This is a genomic window from Methanobrevibacter sp. (assembly GCF_017406825.1).
In the GTDB taxonomy this organism is placed as follows: Archaea; Methanobacteriota; Methanobacteria; order Methanobacteriales; family Methanobacteriaceae; genus Methanocatella.
The window spans coordinates 23,540-38,149 of sequence record NZ_JAFQXT010000001.1 but is presented as its reverse complement, the minus strand read 5'-3'; the positions used below and the strand labels follow the sequence as shown (position 1 = coordinate 38,149).

19 protein-coding genes, 1 tRNA gene and 1 pseudogene are annotated in these 14,610 nt (G+C 35.2%); 10 read left to right on the top strand and 11 right to left on the bottom strand.

Annotation, left to right across the window (positions count from 1 at the left end):
- Positions 1-272: 272 nt before the first annotated feature.
- On the top strand, positions 273-1,136 hold the full coding sequence (locus IJF99_RS00200; RefSeq protein WP_292790446.1) for a hypothetical protein: 864 nt from the start codon (positions 273-275) through the stop codon (positions 1,134-1,136).
- Positions 1,137-1,291: 155 nt separating this feature from the next.
- Here the strand turns inward: IJF99_RS00200 and IJF99_RS00195 are convergent, their stop codons facing one another.
- Complete coding sequence (locus tag IJF99_RS00195; RefSeq protein WP_292790443.1) at positions 1,292-1,738, bottom strand: MarR family transcriptional regulator; 447 nt, start codon at positions 1,736-1,738, stop codon at positions 1,292-1,294.
- 106 nt (positions 1,739-1,844) lie between these two features.
- Here IJF99_RS00195 and IJF99_RS00190 point away from each other — a divergent pair, with 106 nt between their 5' ends.
- From IJF99_RS00190 to IJF99_RS00170, 5 genes are all read left to right on the top strand, one after another.
- The gene (locus IJF99_RS00190) at positions 1,845-2,690 is read left to right on the top strand and encodes an aldo/keto reductase (RefSeq protein WP_292790440.1); all 846 of its coding nucleotides are present in this window, start codon (positions 1,845-1,847) and stop codon (positions 2,688-2,690) included.
- 86 nt (positions 2,691-2,776) lie between these two features.
- On the top strand, positions 2,777-3,763 hold the full coding sequence (locus tag IJF99_RS00185; protein ID WP_292790437.1) for an alpha/beta hydrolase: 987 nt from the start codon (positions 2,777-2,779) through the stop codon (positions 3,761-3,763).
- 3 nt (positions 3,764-3,766) lie between these two features.
- The gene (locus tag IJF99_RS00180) at positions 3,767-4,504 is read left to right on the top strand and encodes a S9 family peptidase (RefSeq protein WP_292790435.1); all 738 of its coding nucleotides are present in this window, start codon (positions 3,767-3,769) and stop codon (positions 4,502-4,504) included.
- Positions 4,501-5,487, top strand: coding sequence for an aldo/keto reductase (locus tag IJF99_RS00175; RefSeq protein WP_292790433.1), 987 nt, complete (start codon positions 4,501-4,503; stop codon positions 5,485-5,487). The genes IJF99_RS00180 and IJF99_RS00175 overlap by 4 nt, the downstream gene beginning before the upstream one ends.
- 110 nt (positions 5,488-5,597) lie before the next feature.
- Complete coding sequence (locus tag IJF99_RS00170) at positions 5,598-6,590, top strand: tRNA-dihydrouridine synthase (RefSeq protein WP_292790431.1); 993 nt, start codon at positions 5,598-5,600, stop codon at positions 6,588-6,590.
- A gap of 54 nt (positions 6,591-6,644) precedes the next feature.
- On the opposite strand, the gene IJF99_RS00165 is transcribed toward IJF99_RS00170, so the two are convergent.
- Positions 6,645-6,854, bottom strand: a complete 210-nt coding sequence (locus IJF99_RS00165; RefSeq protein WP_292790428.1) for a hypothetical protein — start codon at positions 6,852-6,854, stop codon at positions 6,645-6,647.
- 66 nt (positions 6,855-6,920) lie between these two features.
- On the opposite strand from IJF99_RS00165, the gene IJF99_RS00160 reads away from it, so the two are divergent.
- The 3 genes from IJF99_RS00160 to IJF99_RS00150 are packed head-to-tail and all read left to right on the top strand — an operon-like array spanning position 6,921 to position 8,710.
- On the top strand, positions 6,921-7,811 hold the full coding sequence (locus tag IJF99_RS00160; RefSeq protein WP_292790425.1) for a radical SAM protein: 891 nt from the start codon (positions 6,921-6,923) through the stop codon (positions 7,809-7,811).
- Positions 7,812-7,820: 9 nt separating this feature from the next.
- Positions 7,821-8,237, top strand: coding sequence for a radical SAM protein (locus IJF99_RS00155; protein WP_292790422.1), 417 nt, complete (start codon positions 7,821-7,823; stop codon positions 8,235-8,237).
- Positions 8,231-8,710 carry a hypothetical protein gene (locus IJF99_RS00150; RefSeq protein ID WP_292790419.1) on the top strand — a complete coding sequence of 160 codons (480 nt, stop codon included), beginning with the start codon at positions 8,231-8,233 and terminating at the stop codon, positions 8,708-8,710. Before IJF99_RS00155 ends, IJF99_RS00150 begins: the two co-directional genes overlap by 7 nt.
- Here IJF99_RS00150 and IJF99_RS00145 read toward each other — a convergent pair.
- The 3 genes from IJF99_RS00145 to IJF99_RS00135 all read right to left on the bottom strand — a co-directional run bounded on the left by IJF99_RS00145 (position 8,705) and on the right by IJF99_RS00135 (position 10,075).
- Entirely contained in the window at positions 8,705-9,094 is a 390-nt protein-coding gene (locus IJF99_RS00145) for a helix-turn-helix domain-containing protein (RefSeq protein WP_292790417.1), read from the bottom strand. The genes IJF99_RS00150 and IJF99_RS00145 overlap by 6 nt on opposite strands.
- Positions 9,095-9,107: 13 nt before the next feature.
- Positions 9,108-9,758 carry a flavodoxin family protein gene (locus IJF99_RS00140; RefSeq protein ID WP_292790414.1) on the bottom strand — a complete coding sequence of 217 codons (651 nt, stop codon included), beginning with the start codon at positions 9,756-9,758 and terminating at the stop codon, positions 9,108-9,110.
- 245 nt (positions 9,759-10,003) lie between these two features.
- Positions 10,004-10,075, bottom strand: a tRNA-Gln gene (locus IJF99_RS00135).
- Positions 10,076-10,288: 213 nt separating this feature from the next.
- On the opposite strand from IJF99_RS00135, the gene IJF99_RS00130 reads away from it, so the two are divergent.
- The gene (locus IJF99_RS00130) at positions 10,289-11,068 is read left to right on the top strand and encodes a class I SAM-dependent methyltransferase (protein ID WP_292790412.1); all 780 of its coding nucleotides are present in this window, start codon (positions 10,289-10,291) and stop codon (positions 11,066-11,068) included.
- A 164-nt stretch (positions 11,069-11,232) separates the two neighbouring features.
- On the opposite strand, the gene IJF99_RS00125 is transcribed toward IJF99_RS00130, so the two are convergent.
- The 6 genes and pseudogenes from IJF99_RS00125 to IJF99_RS00100 form a co-directional block, all read right to left on the bottom strand.
- Entirely contained in the window at positions 11,233-11,622 is a 390-nt protein-coding gene (locus IJF99_RS00125; protein ID WP_292790409.1) for a hypothetical protein, read from the bottom strand.
- Between the two features lie 38 nt (positions 11,623-11,660).
- Entirely contained in the window at positions 11,661-12,080 is a 420-nt protein-coding gene (locus IJF99_RS00120) for an RNA-binding protein (RefSeq protein WP_292790407.1), read from the bottom strand.
- A 97-nt stretch (positions 12,081-12,177) separates the two neighbouring features.
- Positions 12,178-12,605 (bottom strand): annotated as a pseudogene (locus tag IJF99_RS00115) (50S ribosomal protein L15e); the annotation flags it as partial.
- A 231-nt stretch (positions 12,606-12,836) separates the two neighbouring features.
- The gene (locus IJF99_RS00110) at positions 12,837-13,136 is read right to left on the bottom strand and encodes a DUF2149 domain-containing protein (RefSeq protein WP_292790405.1); all 300 of its coding nucleotides are present in this window, start codon (positions 13,134-13,136) and stop codon (positions 12,837-12,839) included.
- Positions 13,137-13,141: 5 nt separating this feature from the next.
- Positions 13,142-13,783 (bottom strand): MotA/TolQ/ExbB proton channel family protein, encoded by a 642-nt coding sequence (locus IJF99_RS00105; protein ID WP_292790403.1) that lies wholly within the window; start codon positions 13,781-13,783, stop codon positions 13,142-13,144.
- On the bottom strand, positions 13,780-14,430 hold the full coding sequence (locus tag IJF99_RS00100; protein ID WP_292790400.1) for a peptide ABC transporter permease: 651 nt from the start codon (positions 14,428-14,430) through the stop codon (positions 13,780-13,782). The genes IJF99_RS00105 and IJF99_RS00100 overlap by 4 nt, the downstream gene beginning before the upstream one ends.
- Positions 14,431-14,610 lie beyond the last annotated feature (180 nt).

The window sequence follows — 14,610 nt, the reverse complement described above, 5'->3', positions numbered from 1 at the left end:
AGCATCTTACCCTGCAACTTTTCCAATAATACTCAAGTAGTTACCTTTGTATCATTAATTGGTTCAGGTTGTGTCAGTGATTATAGTACATGTTCAGGATTTGTATTTCCACCATCTCCAGTTTCTCCCATTATAGATGAACATATTTATTATCATGATTTCTAAAAAAAAGTAGTGTAGAGAGAACAAAAGTACAACAACTATCACATGAGATTTCATATGACGTAGCTGATGCTATCGGAATTCAATACGGTCCGGTTCACGGAGAATATATGATTGATGAAAAAGGCCCTGTTTTAATTGAAGTCAATTGCCGTCCGTGCGGAGCCACTATGGATGCAGAATTCTTAGACAGGATTTCAGGTCAGCACGAAACCGACAGCATTCTTGATTCCTACCTGAATCCGATTCTCTTCAACGAAAAGAGAAAGGAAAAATACAGATTAAATGCATATGGTGCATTGAAATTATTTATAGTCCCAAATGACATCATAGCCCGCTCCAGTCCGATGAAAAATATCTCACCAAAACTAAAAAGCTATTATCGGTTCTCACTGGATTTGCCTGAAGAAGATACATTTTTCATGAAAACCGAAGATTTAAACTCCTCCTGCGGTATAGTATATATGGTTCACAAGGACAAGGCATCCCTTCAAAAGGATGTAGATTACTTGAGAAGCGTTGAAAAACATACCTTCAATCTTGTTTTAAGCGAAGAGAAAGTTGGAGATTATCAGTTGGACGGAGAAAAATTGATTAATGATTTGAAAAAACTCATTGAAACCACTAAAAACTATGGAACAGGACTTCTTATAACAGATCAGTTTCTGGATAATGTAAGAATCCGGCAGGTTAGTTTGGATGATTTGGACAATGTAAACAGTGAATTTGACTATGTTATCGTTAATTTAAACAGGAGTTTGATTCAAAAAAGGGATGAACTGAATGTCAACATAATATTAAACATATTTTCAAACATTAAAGTCGGAGGAATTGTGTTCATTCCCGAAAGTTCATACAAATATTTTTCAAGCGGAAGAAAAGGAATAGAGGTATTGCTGAAAACTTTGGACTTAACAATCGAAGTTCCGCCACACGGTTTTAATAGGGGAATTATAGCATCAAGAGAATATTAACGGATTTTAATTATTAGGTGCAGATTTTCACTACAAAAAACTGCACAGAATCATTATTAATACTTCTCAATTAATTACTGGCAAAATCAGATGATGTTTCTGGGAGAACAAAAGTAGTATGACTATTTCATGAATGTTAATGTCACAAAAATTAATTAATCTTCACTTAAAAATTTAAACAGCAATCTTTTAAGCAACTTAAACTCTTCAGGAGTCATGTTTTTCAATTGTTGCTTTTCATGGTCATCGATGGTTTTTATAATCAAATCTGTCTTTTCTATTCCTTTGTCGGTCAGTTCTACAATTTTTCGTCTTCTGTTTGTGGGATCCTCGCATCTTGTTATTAGATTATTGTCTTCGAAGTTGCGAAGAATTTTTGCTGTGTACCCGTTACTTACTTTAAACAGATTAACCAAGTCCTTTTGGGTTGTTTTATCAGTAAATCTGATTCTAAGTAAAAATCGCAAATCATTAGTTGATATGATGTCATCTTTGAGATTTTCATCTGCAAATTCAACAAATGAACTGATTAACTCCTCGACATAATGATAAATCAGTATATTTTCATAATTTTCCTTCTTAAATTGACTTGGCAAACTCATAATCAAATATTTATTATTTACCCATATAAATATATATCTATGAAAATATTTCCTTTGGAAACATTTATATATTGAAACATTATATATATTAAATTAGGTGAAAAATATGGATAATGAATTTGTAACCTTATCAAATGGCGTGGAAATACCACAATTAGGATTTGGAGTATTTCAAATACCACAAGAAGAAACCAAAGAAGTCGTGAAAAAAGCAATTGAAGTAGGATACAGACACTTCGATACTGCACAAGCATACTTCAACGAAGCAGAAATCGGTGAAGCAATAAAAGAAAGCGGAATTGCAAGAGAAGACTTATTCCTCACCACCAAAGTGTGGGTATCATCATACGGATATGAGGAAACCAAAAAAGCATTCCAGGACTCATTGGATAAACTTCAAACAGATTATATTGACCTATACCTTCTTCACCAATGTTTAGGTGATGTATACTCAACCTGGAAAGCAGTTGAAGACTTATACAAGGAAGGAAAAATTAAAGCAATCGGTGTGTGCAACTTTACAGAAGGAAGATTTACTGACCTGTGCCTGCATGCGGAAATCAAACCTATGGTAAACCAGATTGAAGTAAACCCATTTTTCCAACAGGAAGGTACAGAAGACTTCCACAAAGAGTTCGATGCAGTAGTAGAAGCATGGGGACCACTAGCTGAAGGAAAAGACGGAATATTCACAAACCCAATATTATCCGAAATCGGTGAAAAATACGGAAAATCAGTAGCCCAAGTGATTTTAAGATGGATTATCCAAAGGGGAATCGTAGTCTTTCCAAAATCCACTAAAGAATCCAGAATGATTGAAAATGCTGACGTGTTTGATTTCGAATTAAGCGATGACGATATGGAAAAAATCAAAGAACTGGAAACAGGCGTTCCAATCGCACCGGTAGATGATCCTATTTTTATCAAATTCGTTTGCAGCAACATAGCTTAAAATAGAATTATCAAATTCTATTTTCTTATTTTTTTAATAACACAAATTAAATTTTTACTACACTACAACTTTTTAATGGTGAAAAAATGGAAAACAAATTCGGACTAGTATATGACGGAGCCATCAGCGAAAACATTGATGGTGAAGTCAACATCAAACAGGTTTCATATGAAGTTTCAGGAATTAAAGTTGCAGGAAACCTCTATTTGCCTGCAGATTTCGATGAAAATAAAACATACCCTACAATCAGTGTGGCCCATCCCAATGGAGGATGTAAAGAGCAAGTTGCAGGATTATACGCTCAAAAATTAGCTGAACTAGGTTATATTGCCCTAGCCAGTGACGCCAGATATCAGGGAGGAAGCGAAGGCGAACCTCGAAACAGAGATTATCCTGAAAACAGAATTGAGGATGTTTCAGGCATGATAGATTATCTGATTGGACTGCCTTACGTTGATAAAGACAAAACCGGATCTTTAGGAATCTGCGGTGGTGCGGGATACACATTAGCTGCGGCACAGCAGGATAAAAGAATGAAAGCGGTGGCAGTATTGTCCATGTTCAACACAGGCAGAGTCAGAAGAAACGGATTTCTGGACTCTGATATTGGCGGTGTTCATGAAAGGCTTGAAAAAGGAGCTGAAGCCAGAAACAAACTTCTTGAAGGAGAAGTTATCTATGAGGGAGACAATCCTGAAATGAGTGAAGAGGAAACTCGTGAAATGATGGAATCCCTTCCGGAAGGACTATATCGTGATGGCGTTGAATATTATGGAATTACACACAAGCATCCTAATTCAAATTCCAGGTTCACAACAGAATCACTGCCGAAAGTTATGGCTTTTGATGTTGATGAGAGAATGGATTTGATTACGCAACCCCTATTGATGATGGCCGGAAATATCGCAGATACAAAATACATGACCGATTCAGCATTTGAAAAAGCGGTTAATGCCGAAGACAAGGAACTATTCCTGATTGAAGGTGCAAGCCATATCCAAACATACTGGGTTGACGAATATATTGAGAAGGTAACTGGTAAACTGGAAGAGTTCTTTAAAAGAAACCTATAAAATATGTACTTTGAAGACAGATTTTTCATAAATGATGAAATATACTGTGAGGCATATATTCCACGGGAGGACTGTCCTATTGTAATATACGCCCACAGCCTTGGAATGTCCTACAGGTCAGGTTATGAATATTTCAGGGAACTTTTGAAACGAAACATAGGATGTGTAACCTTTGATTTCAGAGGTGGAGGATATTCATCAAAAAGCAAAGGAAAAACCACTGAAATGTCCCTGATAAGTGAAGCAGATGACATCATAACCGTTTTTAATCATGTCAAACAATGGGATTTCATTGACAAGGACAGAATAATACTGCTTGGCACCAGTCAAGGGGGAGCCGCTTCTGCAGTGGCCGCAAGCAAACTCCAAAATGATTTAAGAGGATTGATAATACTTTATCCTGCACTGTTAATCCCCGATGTTGCTCATGAATACAATTCATTATCTGAAATCCCAGATACTCAATTGTTCAATGGTTGGATTGAAGTTGGAAAATGTTATTTTGAAGACGCGTGGAATTTGGATATTTTCAAAGAAATCGGCAAATATAAAAAAGAGGTTCTGATAATTCACGGCACATCAGATTATATCGTACCATACCCATATTCCGTTAAGGCACATGAATCCTATGAAAACTCGCAATTAAGATTGATTGAAGGTGCCGGACATGGTTTTAGCGGTGATAAGTTCAGGCAATGCATGAGTTATGTTAATGATTATTTGAATAAGGTGTTAAAATGAATACAAAAAGATTGGGAAATAGTGATTTGAAGGTAAGCCCTATTGGTTTGGGATGTATGGGTCTGTCCCATGCATATGGCAGTGCAAAATCAAATGATGAAGCAATAGATTTTTTAAAAGAATCATTTAAAGAAGGTTACACTTTCTTTGATACTGCTGAAGTTTATGTCGGCAAAACCAGTGATGGAAACATGAGCAATAATGAGGAGCTTGTGGGCTCAGCATTGAATGAAATGAAAGATAGGGTAGTGATTGCAAGTAAATTCGGCATAACCATACAGGAGGACGGGTTAGTGCCTGATTCATCACCCAAATCCATTGAGAAATCCCTTGAAGGAACCTTGAGACGATTGAATGTTGAGACATTGGATTTGTATTATCAGCACAGAATCGATCCTAATGTTGAACCCGAAATTGTTGCAGGTGAAATGCAGAAATTAATTGATGAGGGTCTGATTAAGGCATGGGGAATTTCTGAAGCAAATGAGGAATACCTTAGACGTGCCAATAAAATATGTCCAGTTACTGCCATTCAGAACAGATATTCAATGCTTGCAAGATGGCATGAAGACCTATTTCCAGTCTGTGAAGAGTTGGGCATTTCTTTTGTTGCATTTTCTCCAATGGCGAACGGTTTTTTAACCGGAATGTACAATCAAAATTCAAAATTTGATAATTTGGATTACAGAAATGAGATGCCTCAATACACAGAAGAAGGTTTCAGAGCGGCTGAAAACCTCATTGAACTGCTTGAAAATATAGCAAAAGAGAAGAATGCAACTTCAGCACAGATTTCACTGGCATGGATGATTAACAAAAAGGATTATATAATTCCTATTCCGGGAACCACTTCACTTAAGAACATGCAATCAAATTTCAAGGCAAGTGATGTGAAATTATCATCATCAACAATAGACGAGATTGATGCATTATTAGACACCATTGAGGTTCCTGTATTTGGAGGACACAACATTAAACATTGAAGAACTGAATAATCTATTTTCAGCCAGTTCTAATTAAAAGTTCTTTAATGGAACAAGTTAGTTTAAAATTACTTATTTATTTTTATACTACTTTTTACCAATTACTTCTCATGAAAACAATATTTGATAAATGCAAATTAGGGAATCTGAAATTAAATAGTCGTATCATCAGAACCGGCCTATGGGAATCCCAGCAAAATGACTTGGATGCAATATATGACAGATATGAAAGAATAGCTTCCAGCGGCGTTGGATTGATTACTTCAGAGCTATATTCAATATATCCCAAAGACAAGTTCATCGAACATTCCTACAGGATGGACAACCTGAATTTCATGACAATGGCAACAAAACTGGCTGAAATAACTCATAGCTATGACGTTCCCATTTTCAGCCAGGTCGAATTCATCAAATACAACAGAGGCATCGATTTGGACATTCCGGTCAATGATTTGACTATCGAAGACATTAGGAAAATCCAATCAGACATTATAGAAGCGGCTCAAAAGCTGCAATACTGCGATTTTGACGGCATCCAATTGTCTGTCGGGAACAATTTTTTCCTATCAAAATTCATAAATCCATATTATAATCAGCGTGAAGACGATTATGGCGGAAACGTTTTGAACAGAATGCGAATGGTGCTGGAGCTGATTAAGGTAATGAAGGACAATCTGGATTTGCATGTTTCGGTTAAAGTCAATTCCTTTGATGAGAGAAAAGATGGTTTTGATTCATCCGAAAGTCTTGAAGCATGCAGGCTGCTTGAAAAAGTCGGCGCCGATTCAATCCAGGTGACAAGACCATTATCCCCATTGTATTTCACCAAAAAGCTATCAGCAGAAAAGGAACTCATAGATTATACAACTAAACTGATTGATTCAGTTGACATTCCAGTAATAGTCGGCGGAGGATTCAACAACAAGGATCATATGAATGAACTCTTAAACGCCACAAACATTGAATATATGTCAATGTATAGGCCGTTTGTATGTGAAAACGACTTTTTAAAGGACTGGATTAATGGCAGTTCCAATCAGTCAAGATGTATGATGTGCAATAATTGCTATAGGACCAAAAAAAGTACCTGCTATCATTTTTAAGCATATATGGGAATATTCAGTATATTCCCAGATAGCTCATAATCCATGAAGCAATCAGACATCCGAAGCATGAATAAAGGATTGCCGGAGGATAGCAACATAACCAATCACCACTCCAACAACAATAATCAATATAATGACAATAATCTTTTTGGTAATGATTTTAACCCTGTTTTCAAGTTCCTCATTGCTTTTGTCAATATTTTCAGAATAAAAACTGATTATGATAAAATTAGGTAAGTTTGAACTTACAGGTAATCTCACTTACTTTTTACTTTATATACTATCATTTTCATAATATTGACTACAAAATAAGTAGAGGTAGATAAAATGCATTATACAGGACCAGTTTACAGACCCCCTCCAGAAGCTGACACTCCCCTTTTGGAAATAACATACGGCTGTTCATGGAACAGATGTTCCTTCTGCACAATGTACCATGGGCAGAAATTTGGAATTTCTCCGCTCGAGGATATTGAAAGCGACTTGAAGGAACTGTCAAGATACTATCCGAAAGACCTGAAAAAGATTTTTGTTGAAAACGGTGACGCTTTCTCCCTTCAATCACACAGGCTTTTAGAAATCAGCGACTTGATTCATAAGTACTTTCCTAAAGTTGAAACAATTGCATGCTATGCATCCATCAGAAACATCAAACCCAAATCACTTGAAGATTTGAAAAAACTCCGACAGGCAGGTTACGACTGCTTCTATATCGGACTTGAAACAGCATATGATCCTGCATTAAAGCAGATGCAAAAAGGTTATACTCAATCCGATGAATATGAACAACTGAAAAAACTGGAGGATGCCGGAATAACCTACAATGCCATTGTAATGTATGGTGTTGCAGGAAAAGGAAACTACCGGCAGAATGCCAGAGAAACCATTAAGCTGCTAAACAGGTTCAAGCCAAAAATGATTCTGACCATGTCAACTGCCGTTCAGGAAAATACTCCTCTGGCGGAAATGGTTGAAAATGGGGAGTTTGAAATACCTACCGAAAGGGAAATGCTTGATGAGGAACTGCTGCATTTGGAAAACCTGAAAATGGACGACGACTATCTCTACTTCGGAGCGCACATCTACAATTTAAGCAGAATTACCCAATACTTCAAATACCAGGATGACATGATAGAAAGATTCAAGAAAAGAGTTGAAGAAATAGACAAAAACAATCCGGGATTGCTGGATTCAATATTGCCAAGAGGACATTTATGAGGTGATAATATGCATTATACAGGACCAGTTTACAGACATCCGCTTGAAGCCAACACTCCTATTTTAGAAATCACTTACGGCTGTTCATGGAACAAATGTGCATTCTGCAATATGTATAAAGGAGTAAAATTCGGCGCATCTCCAATGGAACACATTGAAGAAGACCTGCAGGAGCTTGCAGGTGTTTATCCTCACAATTTACAAAAGATTACAGTTGCAAACGGCGATCCTTTCGCACTTTCAACAAAGAAATTACTCGAAATTTCAGATATGATTCGTGAATATTTTCCCGAAATATCAGTTATTTCATGTCAGACCTCAATTAGAAACATCATGCACAAAAAACAGGATGAATTGAACCAGTTATATGAAGCGATGTATGACGACATATACATTGGAGTTGAATCCGGATGTGAGACGTGCTGAAATTATTGAACAAGGGATACACATCCTCTCAGGAATATGAAACTCTTGAAAAATTGAAGAACTCAAAAATAAAATATATTTCTCTTTTGATGGGTGGTGCTGGAGGAAAACAATTCAGACAGGCGCATATTGAAGATACTGCAAAGCTATTGAATACATATCCTCCAAAAATGATATCCATTATAACAACAGGAATTGCAACAGGAACCAAACTTGCCGAAATGAGGGATAACGGAGAATTTGTCCAACTGACAGAACGGGAAATAATCGAAGATGAAATAGCATTAATCGATGCGCTGAACGTTCCAGGTTCAGTATATTTCTTCGGACATCATCAAAACAATGTTGCCCGTGTCAGCAGACATCTCAAGGATAAGGATAACTTGATTGATGGTTTCAAACAGAAGATTAAAGACCTGGAAATCAGCCATCCGGAAATGCTGGACAGTTCTCTTATAAGAGAATATCTATAACAGTATTTCCTCATAACCTTTTTTTATTTCTTCTTTAAATTCATCATCCCTTAAATCGTCTTCAAGTTCATATAGTCCGAAGATGACCATTTCATATAGAATTCTGTTCATCTTCTTGCCCTTTTCGGTTAAATAATATTCAGTGTTTCTTTTGTTGTCATCTTCTATGACTTTTTTACAGACCAGACCCTGACTTTCCAGATATTTCAATGTGGAAGACAAAACCACATTGCTTAACTCAGGTTTATCTTCTTTAAATTCATTGAAATGTTTTTTACCTGCAAACAAATCTTTCATGATGCCAAAAACCCATTTTCTACTTAACAAATCATTTATACTATTAATAGGGCAAGCACCTTCTTGATAGATAATGTTATCCTTCATAATAAAACCTAACTCATTCAGATATTCTTTGACCCAATTCGTATGCTCTTTTCAAGTCTTTTGGAAATCGGATTTCCTTACTTTTTTCCTTAAGCTGAGGGTCAAACATGTTATTCAGATAAGGAGAGTAGTGTTTGAACTGTTTTGTATCATAAGCATATAATGATTCACATTCCCCGAATATGTTTGTAAGGTATCCTCTCATTATTGCAAGCTGATCTTCACCGTTGAAGTGGCTCATCTCTTCGGTTACATTCATGGTGTAAATCATCGCAGTTTTAACTTCCCTTTTGATTTTGGAAACCCTGTTTCCTTCATCATCTATTATATAAGTGTCTGCTGCAAAAAGCAGCCTTTCCAGGAATGCCTGAGCATAAGATGTAATGGAACCATAATAAATTGGTGTGCCTATAACAATTGCATCGGCTTCAAGGCATTTTTTTAAAATCTCCTTTAAGTCATCTCTCCAGTAGCATAATGGATTATCCTTGTTTTTCTTTAGATGACATGCAAAGCAGCTCATACAACCTTTAAAGTCATAACTATATAAATTAATGTATTCAACATCAGCCCCATTGCTTCGAGCACCTTCCACAACACACTTGCATAGTTCTGCAGTATTTGCTCTTTTTCTAGGACTTGCATTAAGAACAATTACTTTCATGATTATTATATTTCAAAAACAAAATAATTAAATTTAACTTTCCATTATTAGGAATAGTGAAATTCAATTTGTTTCAATATTTGCAACTTCTAAAGATTATTTCAATTGAATTACCAATGAAAAATAGAGTATCTAAATTTACAGATTCCGATTCCTTTTAACTAGCTTTAGGGAATATCACAAAAAAACATTAAATTATCAAAGAGTAGAAAAATAGCAGATGTTTAAGTAACTTGATAATCAAGTAGTCCCGAGCGGAGTCGAACCGCTGTCTCTGGGTCCAGGGCCCAGAAGGATTGCCGCTACCCTACGGGACTATGCAATTATTTTTAGAAATCATCATATATAAATTGAACCTCTCAGGCTTGAAGAAGCTGGAGAGGTTAATTATTCCAATATAGTACTGTATAGTATTTGATTAAGTTTAGTCCTGAAGAACAGCATCACTTAAAATTTAGGCATACCTAAAAATTTATATATTATTCTGCACAACAATTATATAAATCAAAATAACCCATGGAGGAATAGTTATGAATTTAGAAGGCGTAGAAAAAACAATGCTTCTAACATTATTTGCAAAAGCAAAGCACTCGCAACAGAAAAATCATAAATTCTATGATTCAAAGGCAATAGAAGTAATTTCAAAAGTTGACTATGATTTCAGCATAGCTGAAAAGGACAAATTTATGCAACTGGGCACAATTGCAAGAACAATCGTGCTGGATGAAATGGTAAGCAACTATATCGATGCTCATCCCGAATGCACGATTGTCAATATTGCATCAGGAATGGATACACGTTTCAACAGACTGGACAATGGCATGATAAATTGGTATAATGTTGATTTGGAAAATTCCGCAAATTACAGACTGAAATATATCGAAGATACGGACAGGGTGACAACACTCGCCTATTCTGCAATGGACCCTGCATGGGCTTCAGAAATTAAAATAAGAAAAGATGTTTTATTTATCGTTGAAGGTCTGACAATGTACCTGAATCAAAAAGACGTGGAGGACATAATAAATATAATAGAACAAAATTTTGACAAATGCACAATATTTATGGAAATTATGCCGCCAATTTCAGTTGAAAACACAAAAGAAGAATCAATTGAAGATACAGACTCTAAATTCATATGGGGTGTTGAAAAAGGAAATGAACTTACAAGATTCAATCCAAATCTCAAATGGATAAAAGATGTCAATCTATTTGACGGCGTTAATGTCTACAAACCCCATTATAGAATAGTCACATGGCTTCCATTGTTAAGAAAAAGAATGGATTATATTGCCGTTCTTGAAAAATAACAATATTTCCATTGGCGGGCGCTCAAGTGAGTGCCTGTTAAAAAAAAATTTAAAATGTAAAAACATTGCATTTCCTCTTTTTGAACTCAAATATGCATTTTCTGATTAATTAGCTGGCTTAAAACAAAATTTTTGAATAATCCTACCTTTTAAAGCGAAGCTGTTCAATTAGGGACTACAGTCACGTTTCCTTCATAGGTACAGCCTTGATATTTGCCATGGCCTGCAAATGTGAAGTCACCATAATAATTATCTTTACCTGCATCAGGCAAGTATTCGGCATTTTCAATAGTGAACTGACCATTTTCATCCGTGACAACATCTACAATGGTTCCCATTTGATATCCCGGTTTGTGAAAAGTAATTGTTTGGTTTGCAACACCATATCCGTATGCATCGGATAACATTCCTGAAAATGAAGCGTTTTCTGCAACTTCCGTTTCATTAATCATGATGAAAGTGGCAACATCATTGTTGAATTGGAACCAGAATACTCCAATGCAAATTACAAAGGCAACTAACAAGATTATCAAATAATAGCTTTGTCTTTCCATAATAATATATTTGGGAAGAACATGAAAATAAATTTAACTTATTTGCTTAGGATTGCATCACGGACCTTTTCAACTGCAATTTCCTTTTTTGCAGGAAAAGCCGCTATTTTTACCTTAAGATGAATTGCATCGCCCTTATCCAAAATGGTCCATTTCTCATCAAAGGCATCGGTTTTGTCAAATCTTAAAAACCAATTTCCCTTCTCATCAATCTTGCGCTCCAGATCATCATTCAGTTTATCCAAATCTGTCCATTCCAGAAGCGTGTTAAAAAAAGTCTTTGTGTATCTTTTTTTGGATACAACACCTGATAAAATAATTATTTTATCATCAAGTAATCCTTCAGCCTCTTCAGCCTCGATTTCGGCTTCAGGCAAAACGTTTAAAATAGATTGACTGATTTCGTCAATGCTTTCATTTTCGTAAACGAAAGCCCTGAATTTTATGTTATGAATCATTTTTATCAAAAAAAGGATTGAAGAAAAATTAAATTTTTCTTCTTCTGGCTTGTTCAGAGCCTTTTCCTTTAGATTTGATTCCACGTCCTTTGTTACCAGCACTAGTTAAGCCTCTGAGAGCTCTGTTAGTGTGTTTTTTGGAGCAAATCCAATTGATTTTTTTATCGTTGATGATAGAAGGACTTTGTGGATCTACTAAAATTACTTCGTAATATTTATGTTTTCCTGTAGACCATACCCAGTAGGAGTTCAATACTTCTAAGTTAGGGTATTTTTTAGCTACACGTTCTTCAGCAATTCTTTGAATAGATTTTGCTTGGGTAATTTTGTTTACACCCATTCTTTTAGGTTTACGACCATTGAAGCGGCGAGTTTTTCTTCTTCCACCACGTCTTACTCTGGTTCTTACTACAACGAAACCTTTTTTAGCTCTGTAACCTAAACTTCTAGCTCTGTCGAGCCTGGTTGGTCTTTCAATTCTTGAACTGCTTTTTGCTTGCTCCATTTAGGAGCCCTTTGCCACATGAGCTCACGTACGTAAGACTCATCTGGGTTTTTCCATGCGTCTCTAATATATTTATACATAATAACACCTTTTGTTCAGCCACGAAGGCCACATCCATATGGGAACGTATCCCAAAAAAAGTATTTTAGTACTGCTAAAAATAACAGTAATCAAATATTTGTTTTATCCATTTATAAAAGTATCGCTAAATCCGATGAAAAATAAGAAAAAAGTTAAAAAATGAAAATTTTTTAACCCGATACCATTACCAGCTCACCGGTAGTCGGATCTTCGTAAACTTTTCCGACCTCATTGTATCCGCTGTCTTCAAGACCTCCGGCGGTGGTGTAGTTCTGTGAGAATGTATCCGCAGTTGAGACATCCTGCGTTGATTGGGATTGTGTAATCATGTCCGGATTGACTGACAGGGCCATGATTGCAAAGATTAAAAACCCTAATGCCAATACCAGCATCGCATCGGAAAGGTTGTTCAAACCTCCCATCGGGTCGTCGTCAACGGAATTTGAAATCCTTCTTCTTTTCCTAAGCATAATCATCACCATTTGTTCATAGTTTCAAGTTCCGCTTCGGCAACAGTTTCCATATCAATCAGTTCTGATTCGTACCATTGCTTTTTATATTTTGAAACTAAAAATGCAACAGCACCAGCAGATAAACCTGTAACTGTTGTATCAAAAGCTATTGTTAAAGATTGTGCAAGAACCGCAATATCTCCAGTACCTAATGCTGCTAAACCCGGACCTAATGGAATTAAAGTACCGAGCAAACCTAAAATAGGACCTACACGGACAATGATATCTGTCTTATTGGTTTTCTTAATTAACCTGGTTTCTTCTGCAGCAATCAATTCACTGGCTAAAGCCTTTCTGGCTTCAGGCCCGATATCATGATTATCAGCAATTCTTGTCAAGACTTCCTTTTGATAATCAAACAGATTACTATTCTTAATTTCCTCTTTCATTTGGCCAACATTTGTTGAAAATGAAACTTTTCTAACTAAATCTTCCAATTCCTTTGATGTAATCGGTTTTCTTGAAATAAATTCATTTATTAAACCGCCGAAAGCCAAGATGACAATGACAACAATTATTATAATTAAAACTACAACAGGTGTCAATAGGCTTTCAGAAATTATATGAATCAATGAGGTTAACGTTTCAGTTCCCTGAATTATCATGAGTTTCCTCCTTTAGTATCATTAATAAGTACGCCTACAATTAAAACAGCAATCATTCCTATAACCACATAGATCAACTGATATGTTGGAGTTAAAATTAAAAACGAACTAAACATTTTATAATCTAAAGTTATAGTTGAATAATATGTTAATGCGAAAATAAACATCAATAATCCAAATAAGGACATGTATTCTCCTACAATAACAGGATATTCTCTTTTTGCATGACGTAGCAATTTTGTGAGTTGATAAACCACAAATAAAATCATAAACACGAATAAGGAATATAATAACATGGTTAAAATATCCAGAGTTGCTTGAGAGGCAAATAATACTACTGATATTAAAAATGTAATTGAAATTGCATATAATACTATTTTGAAGTTGCCTGTTTTTACATAATATATCAATGAGGCAATGACTATTACTGTAATTAGCAGAAATATATAGCTAAAATAATTTAATAAGAATACTAATTGAGTATTAAAATAACTTGAAGCATATATCACTATAAATGAGATAACAAAGAATATTGCTGAAACCATTATCAATTTAACATTATTAAATTCATAGTTTCCAAGTATTAAAGCAATATTGGCTGTGAATAATACTAATAGTACTAATAAATAGCCTCCAATCAAATCCATTTTTCAAACCTTATATCCATTATCTATATTAAATATTAAACAACATGAATATATAAACATATCGTAATGAATAATTTAAAAATAATTTAAAAATATATTATTGCTTTAAACAGTTAAAATAGATTCTTAAATTAGTTAAAAATAAAATAAAGTAAAAATTTAGATAAAATTAAGAAAAAT